The sequence below is a fragment of the Bacillus sp. MM2020_4 genome, assembly GCF_011250555.1.
Classification (GTDB): Bacteria; Bacillota; Bacilli; order Bacillales; family Cytobacillaceae; genus Neobacillus.
Genome location: NZ_JAANMZ010000033.1, coordinates 17708 through 34960 on the forward strand (window position 1 = coordinate 17708; position 17253 = coordinate 34960).

12 protein-coding genes and 1 riboswitch are annotated in these 17253 nt (G+C 40.5%); of the genes, 4 read left to right on the plus strand and 8 right to left on the minus strand.

What is annotated here, in order from left to right; translation table 11 throughout:
• Window positions 1-52: 52 nt before the first annotated feature.
• Window positions 53-153, minus strand: a riboswitch (purine riboswitch).
• 36 nt (window positions 154-189) lie between these two features.
• Together G6554_RS17995 and G6554_RS18000 are read right to left on the minus strand one after the other, a co-directional pair.
• Window positions 190-1767, minus strand: a complete 1578-nt coding sequence (locus G6554_RS17995; RefSeq protein WP_166244378.1) for a Na+/H+ antiporter — start codon at window positions 1765-1767, stop codon at window positions 190-192.
• 244 nt (window positions 1768-2011) lie between these two features.
• Entirely contained in the window at window positions 2012-2302 is a 291-nt protein-coding gene (locus tag G6554_RS18000; RefSeq protein ID WP_242637755.1) for an SRPBCC family protein, read from the minus strand.
• 213 nt (window positions 2303-2515) lie between these two features.
• Here G6554_RS18000 and G6554_RS18005 point away from each other — a divergent pair, with 213 nt between their 5' ends.
• The 3 genes from G6554_RS18005 to G6554_RS18015 all read left to right on the plus strand — a co-directional run bounded on the left by G6554_RS18005 (window position 2516) and on the right by G6554_RS18015 (window position 6212).
• Window positions 2516-4552: a Na+/H+ antiporter gene (locus G6554_RS18005; protein WP_166244380.1), complete on the plus strand. Its 2037-nt coding sequence runs from the start codon at window positions 2516-2518 to the stop codon at window positions 4550-4552.
• Between the two features lie 141 nt (window positions 4553-4693).
• On the plus strand, window positions 4694-5776 hold the full coding sequence (locus G6554_RS18010; RefSeq protein WP_166244382.1) for a branched-chain amino acid aminotransferase: 1083 nt from the start codon (window positions 4694-4696) through the stop codon (window positions 5774-5776).
• Window positions 5777-5930: 154 nt separating this feature from the next.
• Entirely contained in the window at window positions 5931-6212 is a 282-nt protein-coding gene (locus G6554_RS18015; protein ID WP_347564325.1) for a YggT family protein, read from the plus strand.
• Window positions 6213-6252: 40 nt separating this feature from the next.
• Here the strand turns inward: G6554_RS18015 and G6554_RS18020 are convergent, their stop codons facing one another.
• The 6 genes from G6554_RS18020 to G6554_RS18045 form a co-directional block, all read right to left on the minus strand.
• Entirely contained in the window at window positions 6253-7218 is a 966-nt protein-coding gene (locus G6554_RS18020) for a quinone oxidoreductase family protein (RefSeq protein WP_166244384.1), read from the minus strand.
• A gap of 475 nt (window positions 7219-7693) precedes the next feature.
• Window positions 7694-9184, minus strand: a complete 1491-nt coding sequence (gene argH / locus G6554_RS18025) for an argininosuccinate lyase (RefSeq protein WP_166244386.1) — start codon at window positions 9182-9184, stop codon at window positions 7694-7696.
• 70 nt (window positions 9185-9254) lie between these two features.
• Window positions 9255-10946 carry an ABC transporter permease gene (locus tag G6554_RS18030; protein ID WP_166244388.1) on the minus strand — a complete coding sequence of 564 codons (1692 nt, stop codon included), beginning with the start codon at window positions 10944-10946 and terminating at the stop codon, window positions 9255-9257.
• Complete coding sequence (locus tag G6554_RS18035; RefSeq protein ID WP_166244390.1) at window positions 10943-12046, minus strand: ABC transporter ATP-binding protein; 1104 nt, start codon at window positions 12044-12046, stop codon at window positions 10943-10945. The genes G6554_RS18030 and G6554_RS18035 overlap by 4 nt, the downstream gene beginning before the upstream one ends.
• 13 nt (window positions 12047-12059) lie before the next feature.
• Window positions 12060-13163: an extracellular solute-binding protein gene (locus G6554_RS18040; RefSeq protein ID WP_166244392.1), complete on the minus strand. Its 1104-nt coding sequence runs from the start codon at window positions 13161-13163 to the stop codon at window positions 12060-12062.
• Window positions 13164-13178: 15 nt separating this feature from the next.
• Window positions 13179-14354 (minus strand): ROK family transcriptional regulator, encoded by a 1176-nt coding sequence (locus G6554_RS18045; protein WP_166244394.1) that lies wholly within the window; start codon window positions 14352-14354, stop codon window positions 13179-13181.
• 367 nt (window positions 14355-14721) lie between these two features.
• Here G6554_RS18045 and G6554_RS18050 point away from each other — a divergent pair, with 367 nt between their 5' ends.
• Window positions 14722-17226, plus strand: coding sequence for an NEW3 domain-containing protein (locus G6554_RS18050; RefSeq protein ID WP_347564326.1), 2505 nt, complete (start codon window positions 14722-14724; stop codon window positions 17224-17226).
• Window positions 17227-17253 lie beyond the last annotated feature (27 nt).

Below are 17253 nucleotides of genomic sequence, written 5' to 3' on the forward strand. Positions count from 1 at the left end.
TTTTATTATTTAAATTATGCAAAAAAAAAATTCCTGATTACGAAGAAAATACAGGAAAGTGTATTTTCTTCGTAATCAGGAATTTAGTGGTTCCTGGTAGAGACCTCCAAACCATATCATTGGAGTTATACGAGAAATTATTTATAAAGGAAGGATAAAAGAAATTTGGTTTATTGTCAAGTAGGTCAGTTAATGGGTTTCCCCTAATTCCACGAGATGGTTTGTAATCTGTTCATGTTCTTTTGCGGCCACTTCATTTGAAATTATGTCTTCTCTGAGCAAAATATCAATGGCTTCGTACTGTGCATATAAGGAATGCTTTTGTAAAGTAGATTGTTGTTTTTCTTTTAGATCAGGAAATTTTTGAAAAAGGAGCTCCATTTCACTCTTCAATTTTGCCAGTTCTTGATCATATTGATCGACAATTTCCTTTGATACAGTTTCTGTTATGAACAAGTTCTTTTTCACCTTATTTATTTCTTGAATGGCCGTTTCAAATCGGTGGCCGCGGGCGATTAGCTCTTCATACACTGTATAGCCTTCTTCTTTTTTATTTACACCCAATAAGGATAACAGAGGTTTAACAGAAAGTCCTTGTACGACTAATGAGAACAGCACCACACTAAAGGCCAAAATGAGAATTTCCTCACGATCTGCGAAATCTCTAGGCAGACTAAGAACAAGTGCTATTGATAATGACCCCTTTAGGCCTCCCCAATTAATGACATGCTTCCATGAGGCCGGAAAGTTTTTGATAAACAATAAGCTTATGTAAACGGCAAGACTTCTAGCGATTAACACAATCACAATCGCTAAAATAACCAAACCCAATTTATCCGTCAGCTTGATCCTTGTTATTTCTAGCCCTACCATTAGAAAAACAAGCGAGTTTGCCAGTAATGCCGTCACATCCCAAAAGTTATTTATATTTAACTTTGTCGTTGGACTCATCCCAATTTTTGCTCCATAATTCCCCAAGATAAGTGCCGCAACCACAACAGCAATAACCCCTGATGCATGGACACTTTCTGCGAGTAAAAAGGAACCGTAAAAGAGAATCATGCTAAAGATAATTTCCAAGGGATAATCATCAAAGTATTTAGTTAAATGAGAAAATCCGTAACCAAGGGCACCCCCAATGATGAGACCAAGCGAGATGACCTTAATAAATTCCCATACTCCAAGTCCCACTCCCTCGATTCCAAGGTCCACATATGTCAATAAATAAAAGGCTGATATTTTAAAAAAGACAACCGCTAATCCGTCATTAAATAGGCTTTCACCTTCGATTACTGTGGCCAGTCTTTTGTTTACACCGACGCTTTTAAAAATCGATAATACACTCACTGGATCGGTTGCACTCATTAAGGCCGCAAAGACAAACGCTGCCGGGATAGAAAAATCTAAGAGCCACATCGCTAGAAAACCGACGATGACAAATGACAGCAGTGTCCCGCCAAATGCTAAAGCTAGAATGGGCTTTTTATTTTCTTTAAGGTGGGAGAAGGGAAGTTTCAATGCCGCTTCTCCTAAAAGAGATGGCAAAAATAATGTGATAATTACAAAGTTAAAAACCTCTCCTTGGGTAATCAATTGTTTTAATGGTTCTATTACCGGAATATTGACTAGTCCGATGATGGTTCCCACAATAACGAGTGCAATCGGGTAAGGCCTTTTAAACTTTTTGGCGATAGCTGTGATTCCGGCGGCAATCATCACTAAGATAAGTCCGAGTTCAAATATATAGTGTAAATCCAAGTCTTGCACTGGTGAAATTCCCCCTTTTGAATATAGTTCTCCAATTCATTTGGGATAATTATAAGTAGTCGATATGGATTTTATGATTGCCGTCTTTATCATTTCTAATTACTTGATTCAAGAATATCTTTAATTTTTTGCAGATCTTTCTTGTTTGCTCTTTTCATCATGGGAGACATAAACGGTGCAAAAATCTTTGAAAAACCTGAAGGATTTCCTTTATTTCTTAAGGTCATTCGCGTGCGATTCCCCTCTAGTGGGTTCCATGTATAAATGGTCTCCCTCGGAAAGGCCCTTGAGCAGTTTTCATAACTAGTTTTTCCCCTGGATTCAACTCTGTAATTTCATATATATAGGCAAGATCTCGACCAAGAAATTGGGCTTTAAAGGCAACTTTGGAGCCTACATCTAGAGACTTCTCTGTTTGCCATTCGGCCGAACGAATATTGACATACCAATCCGGGGCATTGTCAGGGTCTGCTGCATACTTTGAAACTAGGTCAACGGGACGATTAATAATTATTTTTGTAAAGACATTAACCAAATCACTGCGCCTCCCCTTTTGAACCTAAAAAACAATAGTGTATCTATATCCGATATCTTCTCCATTTAGCTACTGTAAATACCGGCTACCACCCTTTCATTTACTGGAGCACTATATTTCCATATCCCAGTAACGAAAATCAAGAAAAAGTTCATATAACGGGTGTAAAAAATTATGACTATTACACAAAATACACTCGAGAGGAGTTACGCCATGGAATTTTTTCTACTCGTTCTATTACTACTTGCCATCATCGGCTTATCTAGTTTTATCAATCACTTTTTACCCTATATACCGGTACCGCTAATTCAAATTGCCTTGGGCGTTTTGCTCGTATCACTTCCATTAGGAATTCACATCCCGATGGAGCCTGAACTGTTCTTCGTTCTCTTTATTGCCCCCTTACTTTTTCACGATGGAAAAAATGTTTCGAGGCAAGCATTATGGAAATTACGGAAACCGATTTTATTGCTCGCACTCGGCTTAGTATTTGTTACCGTATTCGCCGTTGGTTACTTAGTCCACTGGCTAATCCCGTCCATTCCACTACCTGCAGCATTTGCATTGGCTGCCATTCTTTCTCCAACGGATGTCGTTGCAGTTGGTGCCATCTCAAGCAGGGTAAAAATACCAAAAACGATTATGCATGTGCTTGAAGGAGAAGGACTGATGAACGATGCCTCTGGTTTAGTGGCGTTTAAATTTGCGGTAGCCGCAACCGTAACCGGCATTTTTTCATTAGCAGAAGCAAGCTGGAGCTTTTTAGTCATTTCCATTGGTGGTTTGGCGGGCGGTTCCATTCTTGCTTTCCTTATTATTCGCTTAAAAATTTCGATACGCCGGTTGGGCATGGAGGATGTAACGATTCACATGCTGATCCAGCTCCTTACACCTTTTGTTATTTTTTATATTATCGAGCATGTTCATCTCTCAGGTATTTTATCGGTAGTAGCAGCAGGAATTGTGCATACCATATACCGGGATCGCGACCAATCGCCCGCGATGCAGCTGCAAGTGGTTTCCCAAAGTACATGGACGGTACTCATCTATATTTTAAATGGCTTAGTTTTTGTATTGTTAGGGTTGCAAATACCCAGCGTTTTAAGTGAAATTATTAAAGATCCGTTGTTTAACAATTGGGTGGTAAGCAAATACATTATGGTTATTACTGCGGCACTTTTACTGCTTCGCTTCCTTTGGGTTTGGACAGCCTTGCAGTGGGGATCGCTATTTAAAAAGCACCCCCAATGGCCATCGATAAAATATAGTAGTATTATTACTGTATCTGGCGTTAGGGGAGCTGTCACTCTTGCTGGTGCTTTTACCATCCCCTATGTGCTTGCGGATGGTAGTCCATTTCCTGAGCGCTCGTTAATCATCTTCATTGCTGCCGGTGTTATATTGGTTACGCTACTAGCAGCAAGTATTTTCTTGCCAATTCTTGCGAAGACGGAAAAGGAAAATATAGAAGAGTTGAAAGTGGAAATGGAGACGTCGGCTAGGCTTCGAACCATTGATGCCGCCATTCATTCGATTCGCGAAATGATGAATGATGACAACCGCGGGGCCGCCGTATCGGTTATCACTGCCTATAATCAAATCCGAAATCAACTTACAAATGCAAAAGGCGAAAACTCTGAGAAGCTGAAATTAGCAGAAACGGAAATTCGCATGCAGGCCCTTGATGCGGAAGCCTATTACGTTGAACAATTGCATAAATCTGGACGGATTGACCGGGAAACTTTGTATGTAACGGAGGAACATATCCAACGAATGAGGCTGGCGGTAACAAATCGAATGCATTATCGAAGATTGTTCTTTTGGTCCCTAATGAAAAGGGGGGTGTACAGGCTTTTACAACTACTTTCTCCTAAAAATACGGAACGGCTTAAAGGTCGTCAGCTAAAGGCAAAAAAGCTGATTCAACTAAAAGTCAACATGGCCAAAGCCGCCATTCAGTATTTAAAGGAACATATGACTCCGGAAAATGAACATATCTATCTGGTTATTCTTGGGGAATATAATGAAATGATGATGAAATTTAAGCTTGCGAAAAAAAGCGCGGATCCTCGCCAATACACCGAATGGAAAAGAGAGTTCCGTGCTAAAGCGTTTCAAGCAGAACGGGATGAAATTCAGAATCTGTACGAAGAGGGAGAAATCACCACCGATGTCCTCCGCAAAATTCGTAAACAGATTAATATCAGGGAAGCCTATTGGATGGAAGAAAAGAGCGTCCATGCCCATTAAATGCCCCCCTCCTGCTCAAGCATGACCGCTTGACCTATATTAAAATAATGAATATTTAAAAAACTCCCCACATTTATCTTGAGTTTTTTCTAAATAAAGCGTACTCTAAAAAATAAACAGAACTTGAGATGAGGTGTGATCATGCAACAGGAAATTGCTTTTTTTCAAAGAGAAGTTTTAAAGGAAAAACCCGATGCGGCTTCACTAGGTTTCGGAAGATATTTTAGCGATTACATGTTTGAGATGGATTATCACGGTGAAATCGGCTGGCATAACCCCCGGATTGTTCCATATGCACCGTTAACACTGGATCCTTCCGCGATGGTTTTTCACTATGGACAAGCCATTTTTGAAGGAATGAAGGCATATAAAGCAGCCGATGGTTCGACTCAACTTTTCCGTCCAGAAAAAAATATGAAGCGATTTAATGATTCATGCGACAGGCTATGTATTCCCCTAATCGACGAGGACTTTTTATTACATGCCATTAAACAATTAATTTTCACAGAAAAGGATTGGGTACCTGAGGGTACGGGGACTTCCCTTTACATTCGCCCGTTTATTTTCTCAACAGAACCCTACCTTGGAGTCCGTCCTGCTGACCAATATAAGCTACTTGTCATCCTTTCGCCGTCTGGGGCCTATTACGGTGACCAATTAAGCCCTGTAAAAATTAAGGTAGAAGAGCAATATGTTCGTGCTGTTATTGGCGGCGTCGGCCATGTGAAGACTGCTGGTAACTATGCCGCCAGTATGAAGGCACAAGAAAAGGCTGATGCGGACGGTTTCGCTCAAATCCTATGGCTCGATGCGAAAGAGAATAAGTATGTCGAAGAAGTCGGTAGTATGAACATTTTCTTCAAAATCAATGGTGAAGTCGTGACACCACGATTAAATGGCAGCATCTTACCAGGTGTAACACGTGATTCAGTAATTGAACTACTAAAATATTGGAATATTCCTGTTCGCGAAGTAAAAATCTCAATTGAAGAGGTATATGCTGCACATGAACGCGGTGAATTGGAAGAAGTCTTTGGTGCAGGTACTGCCGCTGTTATTTCACCCGTTGGTGAATTATATTGGAATGATCGTTCCATTACCATTAATGATTATAAGATCGGCCAACTTTCACAGCGTATTTATGATGAAATGACCGCCATACAGCTTGGAAAAAAAGAAGATCCATTTAATTGGATTGTTAAAGTGGCACCGGTTGAAGTGTAAAAGAAATCGAATGAAATTCCAAAAGATCCAGTGAGCAGAAACTGGATCTTTTTTATTTCACCATAAAAACCATGGTTTTATTGAAACCTTATTGGGACATAATCGTATATGTACTATATTGAAGTTTAAAAAATAAAATAAACGGGTGATCTTAGTGGGCTCTACCATTTTACAATTTGGACAGTTTCTATTTGATGTATATTATTGGCTCATCCTGATAGCCATTTTTGGTTCCTGGTTTCCTCAATTTCAATCATCTAAGGTTGGAGTATGGGTGTACAAACTAGTCGAACCGTACTTAAGCCTTTTTAGGCGGTTTATTCCGCCACTAGGGGCAATTGACTTTTCACCCATCATCGCATTATTTGCTTTCCGATTTATAAGTAGATTTGCGCTAGAAGGTCTCCGCCAATCATTGAATATGATCGGGGCCTAAGAAAATTGGGCGAACAGTCATTGGCACTGTTCGCCCTTACTTATGGAATTAGCAGAATTTTACCCGTACTTTTGCGGCTTTCGAGCAAGCGATGTGCTTCCTGGCCCTCTCTTAATGCAAATACCTTCGGCGCGGTTACTCTTACTTTTCCCTCTTCCATCCATCGGAATAACTCGGCTGCGCGATTCTCTCGTTCTTCTCGAGAAGTGAGGACATTCCATAAATCCCCGCCAGTCAGTGTTTTTGACGTATCCATTAACATTCTAGGATCAATCAGAACCGGGTCTCCCCCTGCCATTCCAAAAAAGACAACTGATCCTCCGATCCGAGTTACTGCAAAACTGTCTTGAAGCGTTGAACCTACTGATTCATACACCACGTCGACGCCTTTATTGTTTGTTACCTCTAACACGTCTCGCATCCAATCATCTTTGTACAAGAAAACCTGATCTGCGCCAGCTTCCATCGCAGCCGTTGCTTTTTCCACAGAGGAAGTTAACCCCATTACTTTCCCACCCTGCAGTTTAACCATTTGAAGGAGAAGCTGTCCGACACCGCCTGCTACTGCATGAACTAACACATTATCATCCTTTTTCACTGCATAACTATCCCGTGTTAAATAATGCGCCGTCAGGCCTTGTAATAATACAGATGCTGCCTCATTTAACGAGATGGTTTCCGGGACCGGAATGGCTTTTTCAGTTGGAACGGCGACTAACTCAGCATTGGCGTATGGAACATCGGCAAATGCGATCCGGTCTCCAACACCTATTCCTCGGACATTTGCACCCTTCTTTTCTACGATACCAGCCCCTTCGTAACCCAAAATATAAGGGGGCTCGCCTGCAAGATGATAATTTCCTTTTCTTCTATATATGTCTGCAAAATTCAAGCCAATTGCTTTCATTCGTACCAATATTTCATCAGGCCCGATGACCGGATCGGCAATTTCACGATATTCCAGTACATCTGGCCCGCCAAATTTATTAAACACTAGTGCTTTCATATGTTTGACCTCATTCTACGTTAATTTTTCATTACGATATTATTTAATATAATTAAGACACGAAATGCAAATGAAGCAGTTGGATGGTTCTTTTACCTAATTTGGAGGAAATCACGAAGTAACCACCTTCGTTTGCCAATGAAGGACTAATCTTTTATTAATCACTGAGATTAGTCCTTCATCCAGGTTATGAAGGATTTATCTTTTAAAGAATCACTGAGATTAGTCCTTCATCTAGGCTATGAAGGACTTATCTTTTAAAGAATCACCGAGATTAGTCCTTCATCAAGGCTATGAAGGACTAATCTTTTATTAATCGCTGAGATTTGTCTTTCATCCAGCTAATGAAAAGCGATTCTACTAAAAATGGCTAGTTACGTCACTATCCGTGGTTATATAAAAGGCAAAAGGCCCGCAAAATGCGGTGCCTATATATTATGGATTTTACTTTACTGATATAACCAATATAGAAAAGTCAGATAGAATAATCGACTAATTTTCCCCTTTTAATCACTAATTTTTCAACAAGACTTTCATAATCCTTCATCTCAATCCCCAGCTTCTGCTTCCTCTCACTAATCATGCGGACGACTTCTTTTGGGCTGGGGCCGCCTTGGATGCTCCTGATTTCCACAAAATACTCCGGTGAAATAACTTTTTTCCATTCCTGCTCCGTTAATGCCACGCCGACAAACCCGCTAATCATATCGTTTATCTCATCGATAGTCCACTCATATAATTCCTTCCCGGCACTGATTGTTTTCTTTGAAATAAAACTGGCTATGGAATGTGCTTTTCTAAAGGAAATACCATAATCACGCGCTAACGTATCCGCTAATTCAGTAATCGTCACACTTGATTTATGCGCCATTTTCTTCGTATGTTCGTCATTTACCTTTAAAGTCGTAATCACGGCATACATTAATTTCATGACCCGATTAGCATTCGTAAAAGCACGATATAAATGGGGCTGCAGATCATCCTCTGTATCGACAATATCACCAAAAGGCGTATTATGAATCATATTCATCGCTGCTAAGGCATCCCCATAAGCACTGCTGGCAATCGAGCGCGAATGCTCAATCGAAACTGGGTTTCGCTTCTGCGGCATGATACTGCTGACCTGCACATAGGGATCGGCCACATAGAAGGAACCAAATTCTCTTGTCACATGCTGCAGGAAATCCTGAATCCATCTGCCCGTGTTTACCATGCAGGTCATTAAAGCCGAAGATGTTTCTAACAAATAATCGGCGCCGCCAATCGAGTCATAAGAGTTTTCAATGATTTTATCAAATCCTAACAGCTCACACGTCCGTGCACGGCAAATCGGGAAACCCGTTGTGGTCAAAGCAGCAGCGCCTAGTGGCGATTGATTGACCGTTTCATAGGCTGACCACAACCGTTTAATATCTCGCTGCAGGACATCATAAATCGCCAATAAATAATGGCCTAACGTAGTAGGCTGGGCTGGCTGGGTATGGGTATAGCCAGTTATATACGTTTCCGTATGCTGATCCGCCTGTACTAATAAGGCATCACTTAGCCGATAAGCACTTTGCAGCAACTCCACAAAATGCTCCCTTAATACTAATCGGTACATGGCCACACCCATATCGTTTCTGCTTCGGCCAATATGAATTTTCCCCGCTAATTCCGACCCGATTTCTTCACCAATTTTTGCCTCCATCATGAAAAACAAGTCCTCAAACTGCGGCTGATAAGATAGTTGACTCACATCTGTTTTTGCTACTTTATTAATGCCCCTTAGCATCTCTCTTGCTTCATCGGTTTTTATAATGTTCTGTTCTTCAAGCATGATGACATGGGCACGATGAATATCAAACATCGAATGGAATAAAAAATCCCGCTGATCGTTAAATACTGGCTTTAACAGCTCTTCTACATACGTTTTACCTGGAAAAGCTGTTCCTTCATTTTTGATAAATTCCTCTAGCTTACTCATCTTTTCATCTCCAATTGATTCAACTAATAATCAGTGAAAAATTGCTCCCCCACTGATTATTAGTTTCATTTTAAGACAATGATTGTTCGGCTTTTACACCGAAAAATTTATTTGAAATAAACAGAACAACTGCTATTAAGGCAATTTGAATCATTCCGTATGCTGCAGCCTGCCCCATATTAAACATTCTCAGCTGGTTCATGATTTCAATCGATATCGGCCGATTGGAGATTGTGTACAACAATACAGAGGTAGGAAATTCTCCGACAGATTCGACGAATGCCAACAAGGTCCCCGATAGGACACCGGGCATGATAAGCGGCAGAATCACCCTTCTAAAAGTATAAAACCAACGGGCTCCTAGATTTCTAGATGCCTCCTCTATAGAATCGTCCAATTGTTCAAGAACTGCATTGGTCGATCGCACTACTAATGGAATGTGGCGCACAAAATAGGCAAGTGGTAAAATCCAAAACGTACCGACAAGTATATTTCCGAATGAAAAAATAGTGGGCTCATTAAAAGCAAAGATGAGATTCATCCCGATAACGGTCGCAGGCAGTGCCCATGGAATCATGACCAATATGTCAACAAAATTCTTTCCGACAAATTTCCGCTTCACCAAAAGGTAGGATGTTAATACCCCAAAAATTAAATTTCCAGCCGTCGCGATAAACGCAAGTAGTAAACTATTCTTTAATGGCTTAAAGATATTTGGATCCTGTAATAATAATCGATAGTTTTCGAAATTAAACACAGATGGATAGGTTTGCCACGTCCAGGTTCCATCCGGCACTAACGAAAGGAGCAGAATGGTGAAGTGCGGCAGCAATAAAATGATAACGCCAATAATGCCAATCAAAACCATGATCCATTTCATTACCGGATTTTTCACTTCACTGCGATGGGCTCCAATCCCTTTTGTGGCCATGCGGTAATCCTTCCTGTTTTGATACCAGCGCATAAATAATAGAAAGGCAATCGAAACAATAGACAAGATAACCGATTGTGTGGCAGCCACCTCCATATCCCCATTTAACTTTGAAAAATAGATTTGTAGACTTAATACACGATACCCACCGGCTAAAAGAAAAGGCGCACTGAAGGATGCCATTGAAATCATAAAAACGAGTAATGATGCAGCAACAATCGCCGGGGTCAATAAAGGAAAGGTTACCTTCCAAAACACTTTCATACGGCTGGCACCCAAGTTGTAGCCTGCCTCCTCAAGGCTCGGATCAATTTTGTTAATTGCCGACGATACGGTCATATAAAAATAAACATACATCGTATACGCATGGACAACTAAGATCCCGGAAACCCCGCCAATTTTAAAGGGTACTTTTTCAAGTCCAAGTAAGTCCTTTATCGCATTAGGGATCAATCCTGATTCCCCATATAAAAACATAAAAGCCATGACACCGACCAATGATGGAAGGACGATTGGCATGATGGCCGCTGCGGAAAAAAAGCTTCTTCCGGGAAAATCATAACGATTAAAAATGAATGCGAGAGGAATGCCAATGAATGCACTAACTAGCACGCTTAATATAGAAATATAAACTGAATTCCATAAGGCTTCGAGATTGGTTTTTGATTCTTGACTAAAGAAATCCTGGTAGTTCGCTAACGATGCGCCTCGCTCTGTTTGTAAACTTTCAATAAACGTCCTAATGGAAGGATAAAGAACATACGCAACCAATACTAAAAGAACCGGAATCAGCAGCAGGATAGTAAACCTGGTATCACGATTTTTGATCATGGCCCGTCACCACTTACAACCGGAATAACACGGATTTGGTCCTTCGGCAATTGTACCCAGACATCCGCACCAGGCTTAAGATTATTTGTCCTGTTGTTTAATAGATTGACTTGAAGAAGAAACCCTTCAACATTCACACTTAGATTGATTACTGAGCCAAAGAATTCAACTTTCTCAATTGTCCCTTTTAGTAGGTTGAAACCATCTGTCTGCTTTTCAAAAACTTTAATCGCCTCTGGTCGAATCGATATGGAAAGATTACCTTTTGTGTCCGGATTAAAATTGTAAGGATGATTATGTACAACCAGTTCTTCCGACTCAGAGCCAAATTGGGCGGATACATGAACATTGTCTTGTTCAACCCTTTCAATTTTAACCGGCAATAGATTGATTTCCCCTATGAAACTAGCAACAAAGTCATTTGCAGGTTCATTATAAATTTCAGATGGTTTTCCTACTTGGTGGCAAACCCCAAAATTAAATACGGCAATTCGGTCACTCATGGATAAAGCTTCCGCCTGGTCATGGGTGACATAAATCGTTGTGATTTTATATTCTTTTTGCAGCCTTAAGATTTCACTTCTCATCTCATCTCGGAGCTTCGCATCCAAATTACTCAGCGGCTCATCAAGGAGAAGAATTTCTGGTTCAATGACCAATGCCCTTGCTAAGGCAACACGCTGCTGCTGCCCTCCACTTAACTGACTCACTTGACGATTTGAATATTTTTCAAGCCTTACTTTACCAAGCACGTCTTGCACGCGTGTCTTCAGTTCATTTGCAGAGATTTTTCTTACTCTTAAACCAAAAGCTACATTTTCAAACACCGTCATATGAGGAAAAAGGGCATAGTTTTGAAAAACCATGCCCGTATTTCTTTTTTCAGGAGGAACGCGCGTCATATCTTTATCCCCAAAACGGATAATGCCTTTTGTTGGATAATAAAAGCCAGCAATCATCCTAAGCGTCGTGGTTTTTCCACACCCGCTCGGGCCAAGGAAAGTAAAGAATTCCCCGTCCTTAATTTCCAAGTCTAAATGATCTACTGCGATTACTTTTCCAAACGCTTTTTGGACATGATCTATCTTTATGGACGCCATTTCCTAACACTTCCTATTGTTTGATTTCTTTTGCCCCGCTCTTTATGTTTTCATCCCAATACTTCATCCAGCTGTCACTTTCTTTTTGGAAGACTGCCCAGTCTATATCCATCTTCTTAATTTCTGTATCGGTAATCCACTTTGGAAGGTCCTTAACATCTGTTCTAGTTGGGATTCGGTAAAATTCTTCTGCCAATAATTTAGCGGCTTCAGGCGTATTGACAAATTCATAGAATGCTTCAGCAGCTTTTGGGTGGGGCGCATCCTTTACAACCGCAATTCCTTCAGTCAGGACAGGCGTTCCGCTTTTTGGAACAATAAATTCAAATGGATAGTTCTTATTTTCCTTCAACATAACCACATCAGGCATCGCCCAGACAGAAATAGTACCTTCCCCCTTCGCCACTTTGTTATACATCATTTCAGGGTTAGCAGAATATTCCTTAGTATTGGCATCCAGCTTTTTCAACCACTCATAACCTTTAGCGGGATCATTTGAATCTTTGAAATCACGGTAAATCATCGCTGAGAAGATTGTTCTCATTGTTCCTGATGCAAGCGGATAACGAATAATGATTTTATCCTTCCATTTTGCATCTAGTAATTCATCCCAATCCTTGGGGGCATCTTCTTTTTTAACCTCTTTGCTGTTATACATAATAACTTCTGGTGTTTGGCTTGTTCCAGACCAATTCCAGTCAGGGTCGTGGAAGCCGGCGTCAAGACTATCCGCATAGGATGGCGTATAAGGCGCCAACAGTCCTTCGTCCTTTGCCTGATCAAAGTTTACCGAAGGTGCTCCCCACCATACATCTGCTTGTGGATTATTTTTTTCAGAGCGAATCCGGTCAAGGACCTCTTGTGAACCCATGTCGAGCCACTCAACATCTACGTTGTACTTCGCTTCAAATTGTTGTTCGAATTTAGATAAAATGTCTTTTCCATGCGGTGAATAGACAACAATTTTCTCTTCTAGTTTTGCTTCATCTTTCTTGTCTGCCGGTTTCTTTGAAGGTGTGGTAGAAGTTTTCTCCGTGTCACCGCCGCAGGCAGCGAGCAAAAGTGATGCAGATAATGTTAAGGCGGTAATAATCGATACTTTTTTCTTGTTTTTCACAACAAATCCCCCTTGTTAAGAAAAGTTAATAATACTTTCGTGTTCCCGTAAAAATAATGAAACAGCTCCTAAAACTCCGGCATTATCGCCTAATTGTGAAGTTTTCAATTGTACTGAACTTGGAAGATAGTGGTCCACAATTTTACGGAGCTTCGGTATGATAAATTCCGATGACTTTAACACACCACCTCCCAAAATAATCACCTCTGGATTTAATAAACTGGCAGCATTTATAATACCATAGGCTATATGCTCAATTGCCCCTTCAACTACCTTAAGGGCAATCTCGTCTCCTTTTTTTGCAAGCGTAAACGCCATTTCACCTGTCAGTCTTTCTGATTTAGCTTGTTCGTATAAGGAATGATTTGGATCTTGCTGCACTAATTTTGTAAGTTTGTCTCCCATTGCTTTTCCGCCCGCTATACTCTCTAAATAACCGTAGCGGTGGAAGATGGGCTGAAATTCATTTTTCATATTATTTTTATCGGTAACCATATATCCCATTTCACCGGCAGCATTGGCGGAGCCACGATAAAGCTGATTATGAATAATAATACCGCTGCCAATTCCGGTTCCAATGGCGATGAATAGGACATTTTCCTTCTGTTTGGCATTTCCCAGCCATTGTTCCCCAAGTGCGGCCACATTGACATCATTATCCACGTAAATAGGAAAGGAAAAATGCCGTTCAGCTTCTTTAATGAAGGGATACCGAATCCAATTTAAACTTGGCGCTTCAACAACGATTCCAGTCGCTTCAGTTATCCCAGGTACTCCTACGCCCATACCCAAAATCTTTTGTGAATCAATGTCATTCCTTTGAATCATCACACTGATTTCCTTTGCCATCTTTTTTAAAAGGCCAGTATTTAAGTACTGTTCTGTTTGAAAACTGCTTGAGGCAACTATATTTCCGTTTAAGTCACTGATGACTATTTTTACTTTCGTACCACCTATATCCGTCCCAATGATATAAGCTGCCTTTTCGTTAAAATATAAATGAATCGGTCTTCTCCCCCCTTGTGAGGTCGATTCACCAATCCCTTTTTCGAAAATCCACTTTTCCTGGATCAGTTCATCCACTAAAAGCGAGACTGTCGGTTTACTAATTTTCATCTTTCCGGCAATTTCCGCTCTTGAAATTGGCGCATGTTCCAAAATACATTGTAGTATTCTTTTTTTGTTTTGCATTTTGTTCTCATTGGTACTCATTGCATCACGGCCTTAATATTTTGTTAAGTTAGTTAATTTCTATAATTAACTAAAATATAACTCAAAAGGAAACCGTTTACAACCACTATTTATAATTATTTGATTATTAGAGCAACTCTTACTAAGTAGTCTAATATAACTACACCTAAATTGCCTATAGGGCGAAATAACTGTTTTAATATTCTGAATATGGTGGGTATTTACTTTTTTGGACTGAGGTGCTAATTATTAAGTGTAGAGGTTTTCTACAGTTAGTTAAGAAATTTAACTAACTTATTAACTACCAGGATCAAAGGGAGGGGGCATTGTCGGGATTATTTTTTTAAAAATGAAAGGGGTTGCAAAGGTGAAAAAGTTCTTTCTTGGATTACTTTCTATTCTCTTGTCAGTATCATTACTGCCATTTGGTGGAAGTGCTGCGGAGGCACAGAAACCAGATGTTGATCTTTGGAATGCAGTAAAACCACTCGAAACGACAGTTACTTTTCTTAATACAGGCGCGCATCCCGATGACGAGAGAAGCGATTTCTTAGCCTATTTATCTAGAGGGCTCGGTGTAAAAACGTCAAGTCTAATCGGTAACCGCGGTGAAGGCGGACAGAATGAAATTGGCGATGAATTAGGAAATGGTTTAGGTATTATCCGCTCACGAGAAATGATTGAAGCCGCTAAAATTACCGGTGTCAAAGCCTATCACCTTAGTGAAACAACTTCCGATGCTATTTATGATTTTGGCTTTTCAAAAAGCCCTGAAGATACATTAGCACAATGGGGAGAGGACCTAACATATGAGCGCTTAATCCGCTTCATCCGTACGTATCAACCGGATATTGTTATGCCCTCATTTCGTAATGTAGATACCCAGCATGGGCATCACCGCGCGATAGAAATTTTAACTGAGCGTGCCTTTAAGGATGCGGCAAATCCAACTATTTTCCCTGAACAACTAGAAGAAGGATTATCCGTATGGCAGGTTAAGAAATTGTATTTGCCTGCTGAAACCAAGGAGCAGACAGAAACATCCATTGAAATTGGTATGTTTGATCCAATTTATCAAATGTCTTATCCACAGTTAGGTGAGCAGTCCCGTTTTATGCATAAAAGCCAAGGAATGGGTAATAACATTCCTGTCGCACCAAGACAGGTTAACCTAGAATTACTTTATAGTGCTGTTGGGGACGATGCAGATCTCTTCGCTAATATTCCTTATAATTTTAAGGGGTGGTCTCAGCAGCTTCCAAAAACGGAAAATGACCTAAAAGTGCACTTTACAAAACTTCAAAGCAAATTAGACGCTATTGTTGCATCCTATCCAAGCAAGGAGCAAGTATTTGAGCAATCACAGAGCACATTAAAAGAAGTGCGCAATTTACAAAATAAAACAAAGCAATCCAAGCTTTCCGCAGCGTTAAAAAATGATTTACTTCATAAGCTTTCTGTAAAGGAAGAACAGCTACAAGCAGCAAGTTTCACTGCATCGCAATTGGATGTTAAGGCTTCTTCCGAATTCAACATCTTAACAAAAGGTCAAACAACGAATGTTACCGTGACAGTAAAGAATAACGGAAAAGAAAAGCTGCACAATGTCAGTGCTAAGTTATTAGTTCCGGATGGCTGGAAAGTCTCCTCAACGAATAATGCGGCAAATTTGGCATCAGGAGAATCAAAACAACTTTCCTACCAAGTAGTGGTTCCGGAAGATGCCGAATATTACCATGCTTATAAAACACCGGCCATTCAAGCAGAAATCGCTTACGAATCCATAGGTACAAAAACTGGTCAAATCAAGGATTTAAGCGGTACAATCGCAGTTCTTCCGGATGTTGGTCTTACCTTATCTCCTGAAGATATTGTCGTGAATACAGCTGATATCCAGGAAGCAATCCCTGTTACTCTAAAGGTGAAAAACTACCGTGATGGTGCTGCCCAATCATCTGTAACCTTAAATGCGCCGGAAGGATGGAAGGTTTCCCCAAGTAAAGTGGATGTTAATCTCAGCAGCCAATTGGAAGAGAAAGCTGTCGATTTCACATTAACACCGCCGCAGGATATTCAAGCTGGTGACTTTAAAATCACCGCGGAAGCAGCTGTTAACGGTAAAACTTTTAATTCCACTGTTCAAACCATTAACTATGACCATATCGGTACTTTCTATTATGAGTACCCGGCTCAGGTGAATGGCGTGGCCTTTGAACTTTTGAAAAATGATAATTTGAAAATTGGCTATGTTGAAAGCGGCTTTGATAAGGTCGCAGATTATCTAAATAACGCCGGTCTAAATGTGACAAAACTGACCGAGTCCGATTTAGTAACAGCGGATTTAAGTCAATACGATAGCATCGTTGTTGGAATTCGTGCCTATCTGTCACGGGCTGACTTAATCGTAAATAACGAACGTCTCAAAGAATACGTTTATAATGGCGGCCACTTAGTTGTTCAATACCATAAACCTGGTGACGGCTGGAATGCCCAAACGACTGCTCCATATCCATTAACAATAGGCAATGTGTCCATTAAGTGGAGAGTAACGGATGAAAATGCAAAGGTAACGGTATTACAGCCAGACTCCCCTCTTTTCAACTATCCGAATAAGATCACCGATAATGATTGGTCTAATTGGATTCAAGAAAGAGGATTGTACTATCCAATGGCATGGGATAAGCAATACGAAACATTTGTTAGAATGGCTGACCCAGGAGAAGAACCATTCGATGGCGGAATCCTGATGGCTAAATATGGCCAAGGAACATACCTATATACCAACCTTGTTTTCTATCGTCAAATTCAAGGTCAAGTTCCAGGCGGCTACCGTATTTTCACAAACCTTATCAGCTACGGATCTTCTAACTAAATGAATAAAACAGTCCCTATAGGTCAT

Excerpts from the sequence above, each read along its gene's own strand:
- G6554_RS18035 (WP_166244390.1), bottom strand. The coding sequence starts at position 12,046 with ATGGCGTCCATAAAGATAGATCATGTCCAAAAAGCGTTTGGAAAAGTA.
- G6554_RS18005 (WP_166244380.1), top strand. The coding sequence starts at position 2,516 with ATGGAATTTTTTCTACTCGTTCTATTACTACTTGCCATCATCGGCTTA.
- G6554_RS18020 (WP_166244384.1), bottom strand. The coding sequence starts at position 7,218 with ATGAAAGCACTAGTGTTTAATAAATTTGGCGGGCCAGATGTACTGGAA.
- G6554_RS18010 (WP_166244382.1), top strand. The coding sequence starts at position 4,694 with ATGCAACAGGAAATTGCTTTTTTTCAAAGAGAAGTTTTAAAGGAAAAA.
- G6554_RS18030 (WP_166244388.1), bottom strand. The coding sequence starts at position 10,946 with ATGATCAAAAATCGTGATACCAGGTTTACTATCCTGCTGCTGATTCCG.
- G6554_RS18045 (WP_166244394.1), bottom strand. The coding sequence starts at position 14,354 with ATGCAAAACAAAAAAAGAATACTACAATGTATTTTGGAACATGCGCCA.
- argH (WP_166244386.1), bottom strand. The coding sequence starts at position 9,184 with ATGAGTAAGCTAGAGGAATTTATCAAAAATGAAGGAACAGCTTTTCCA.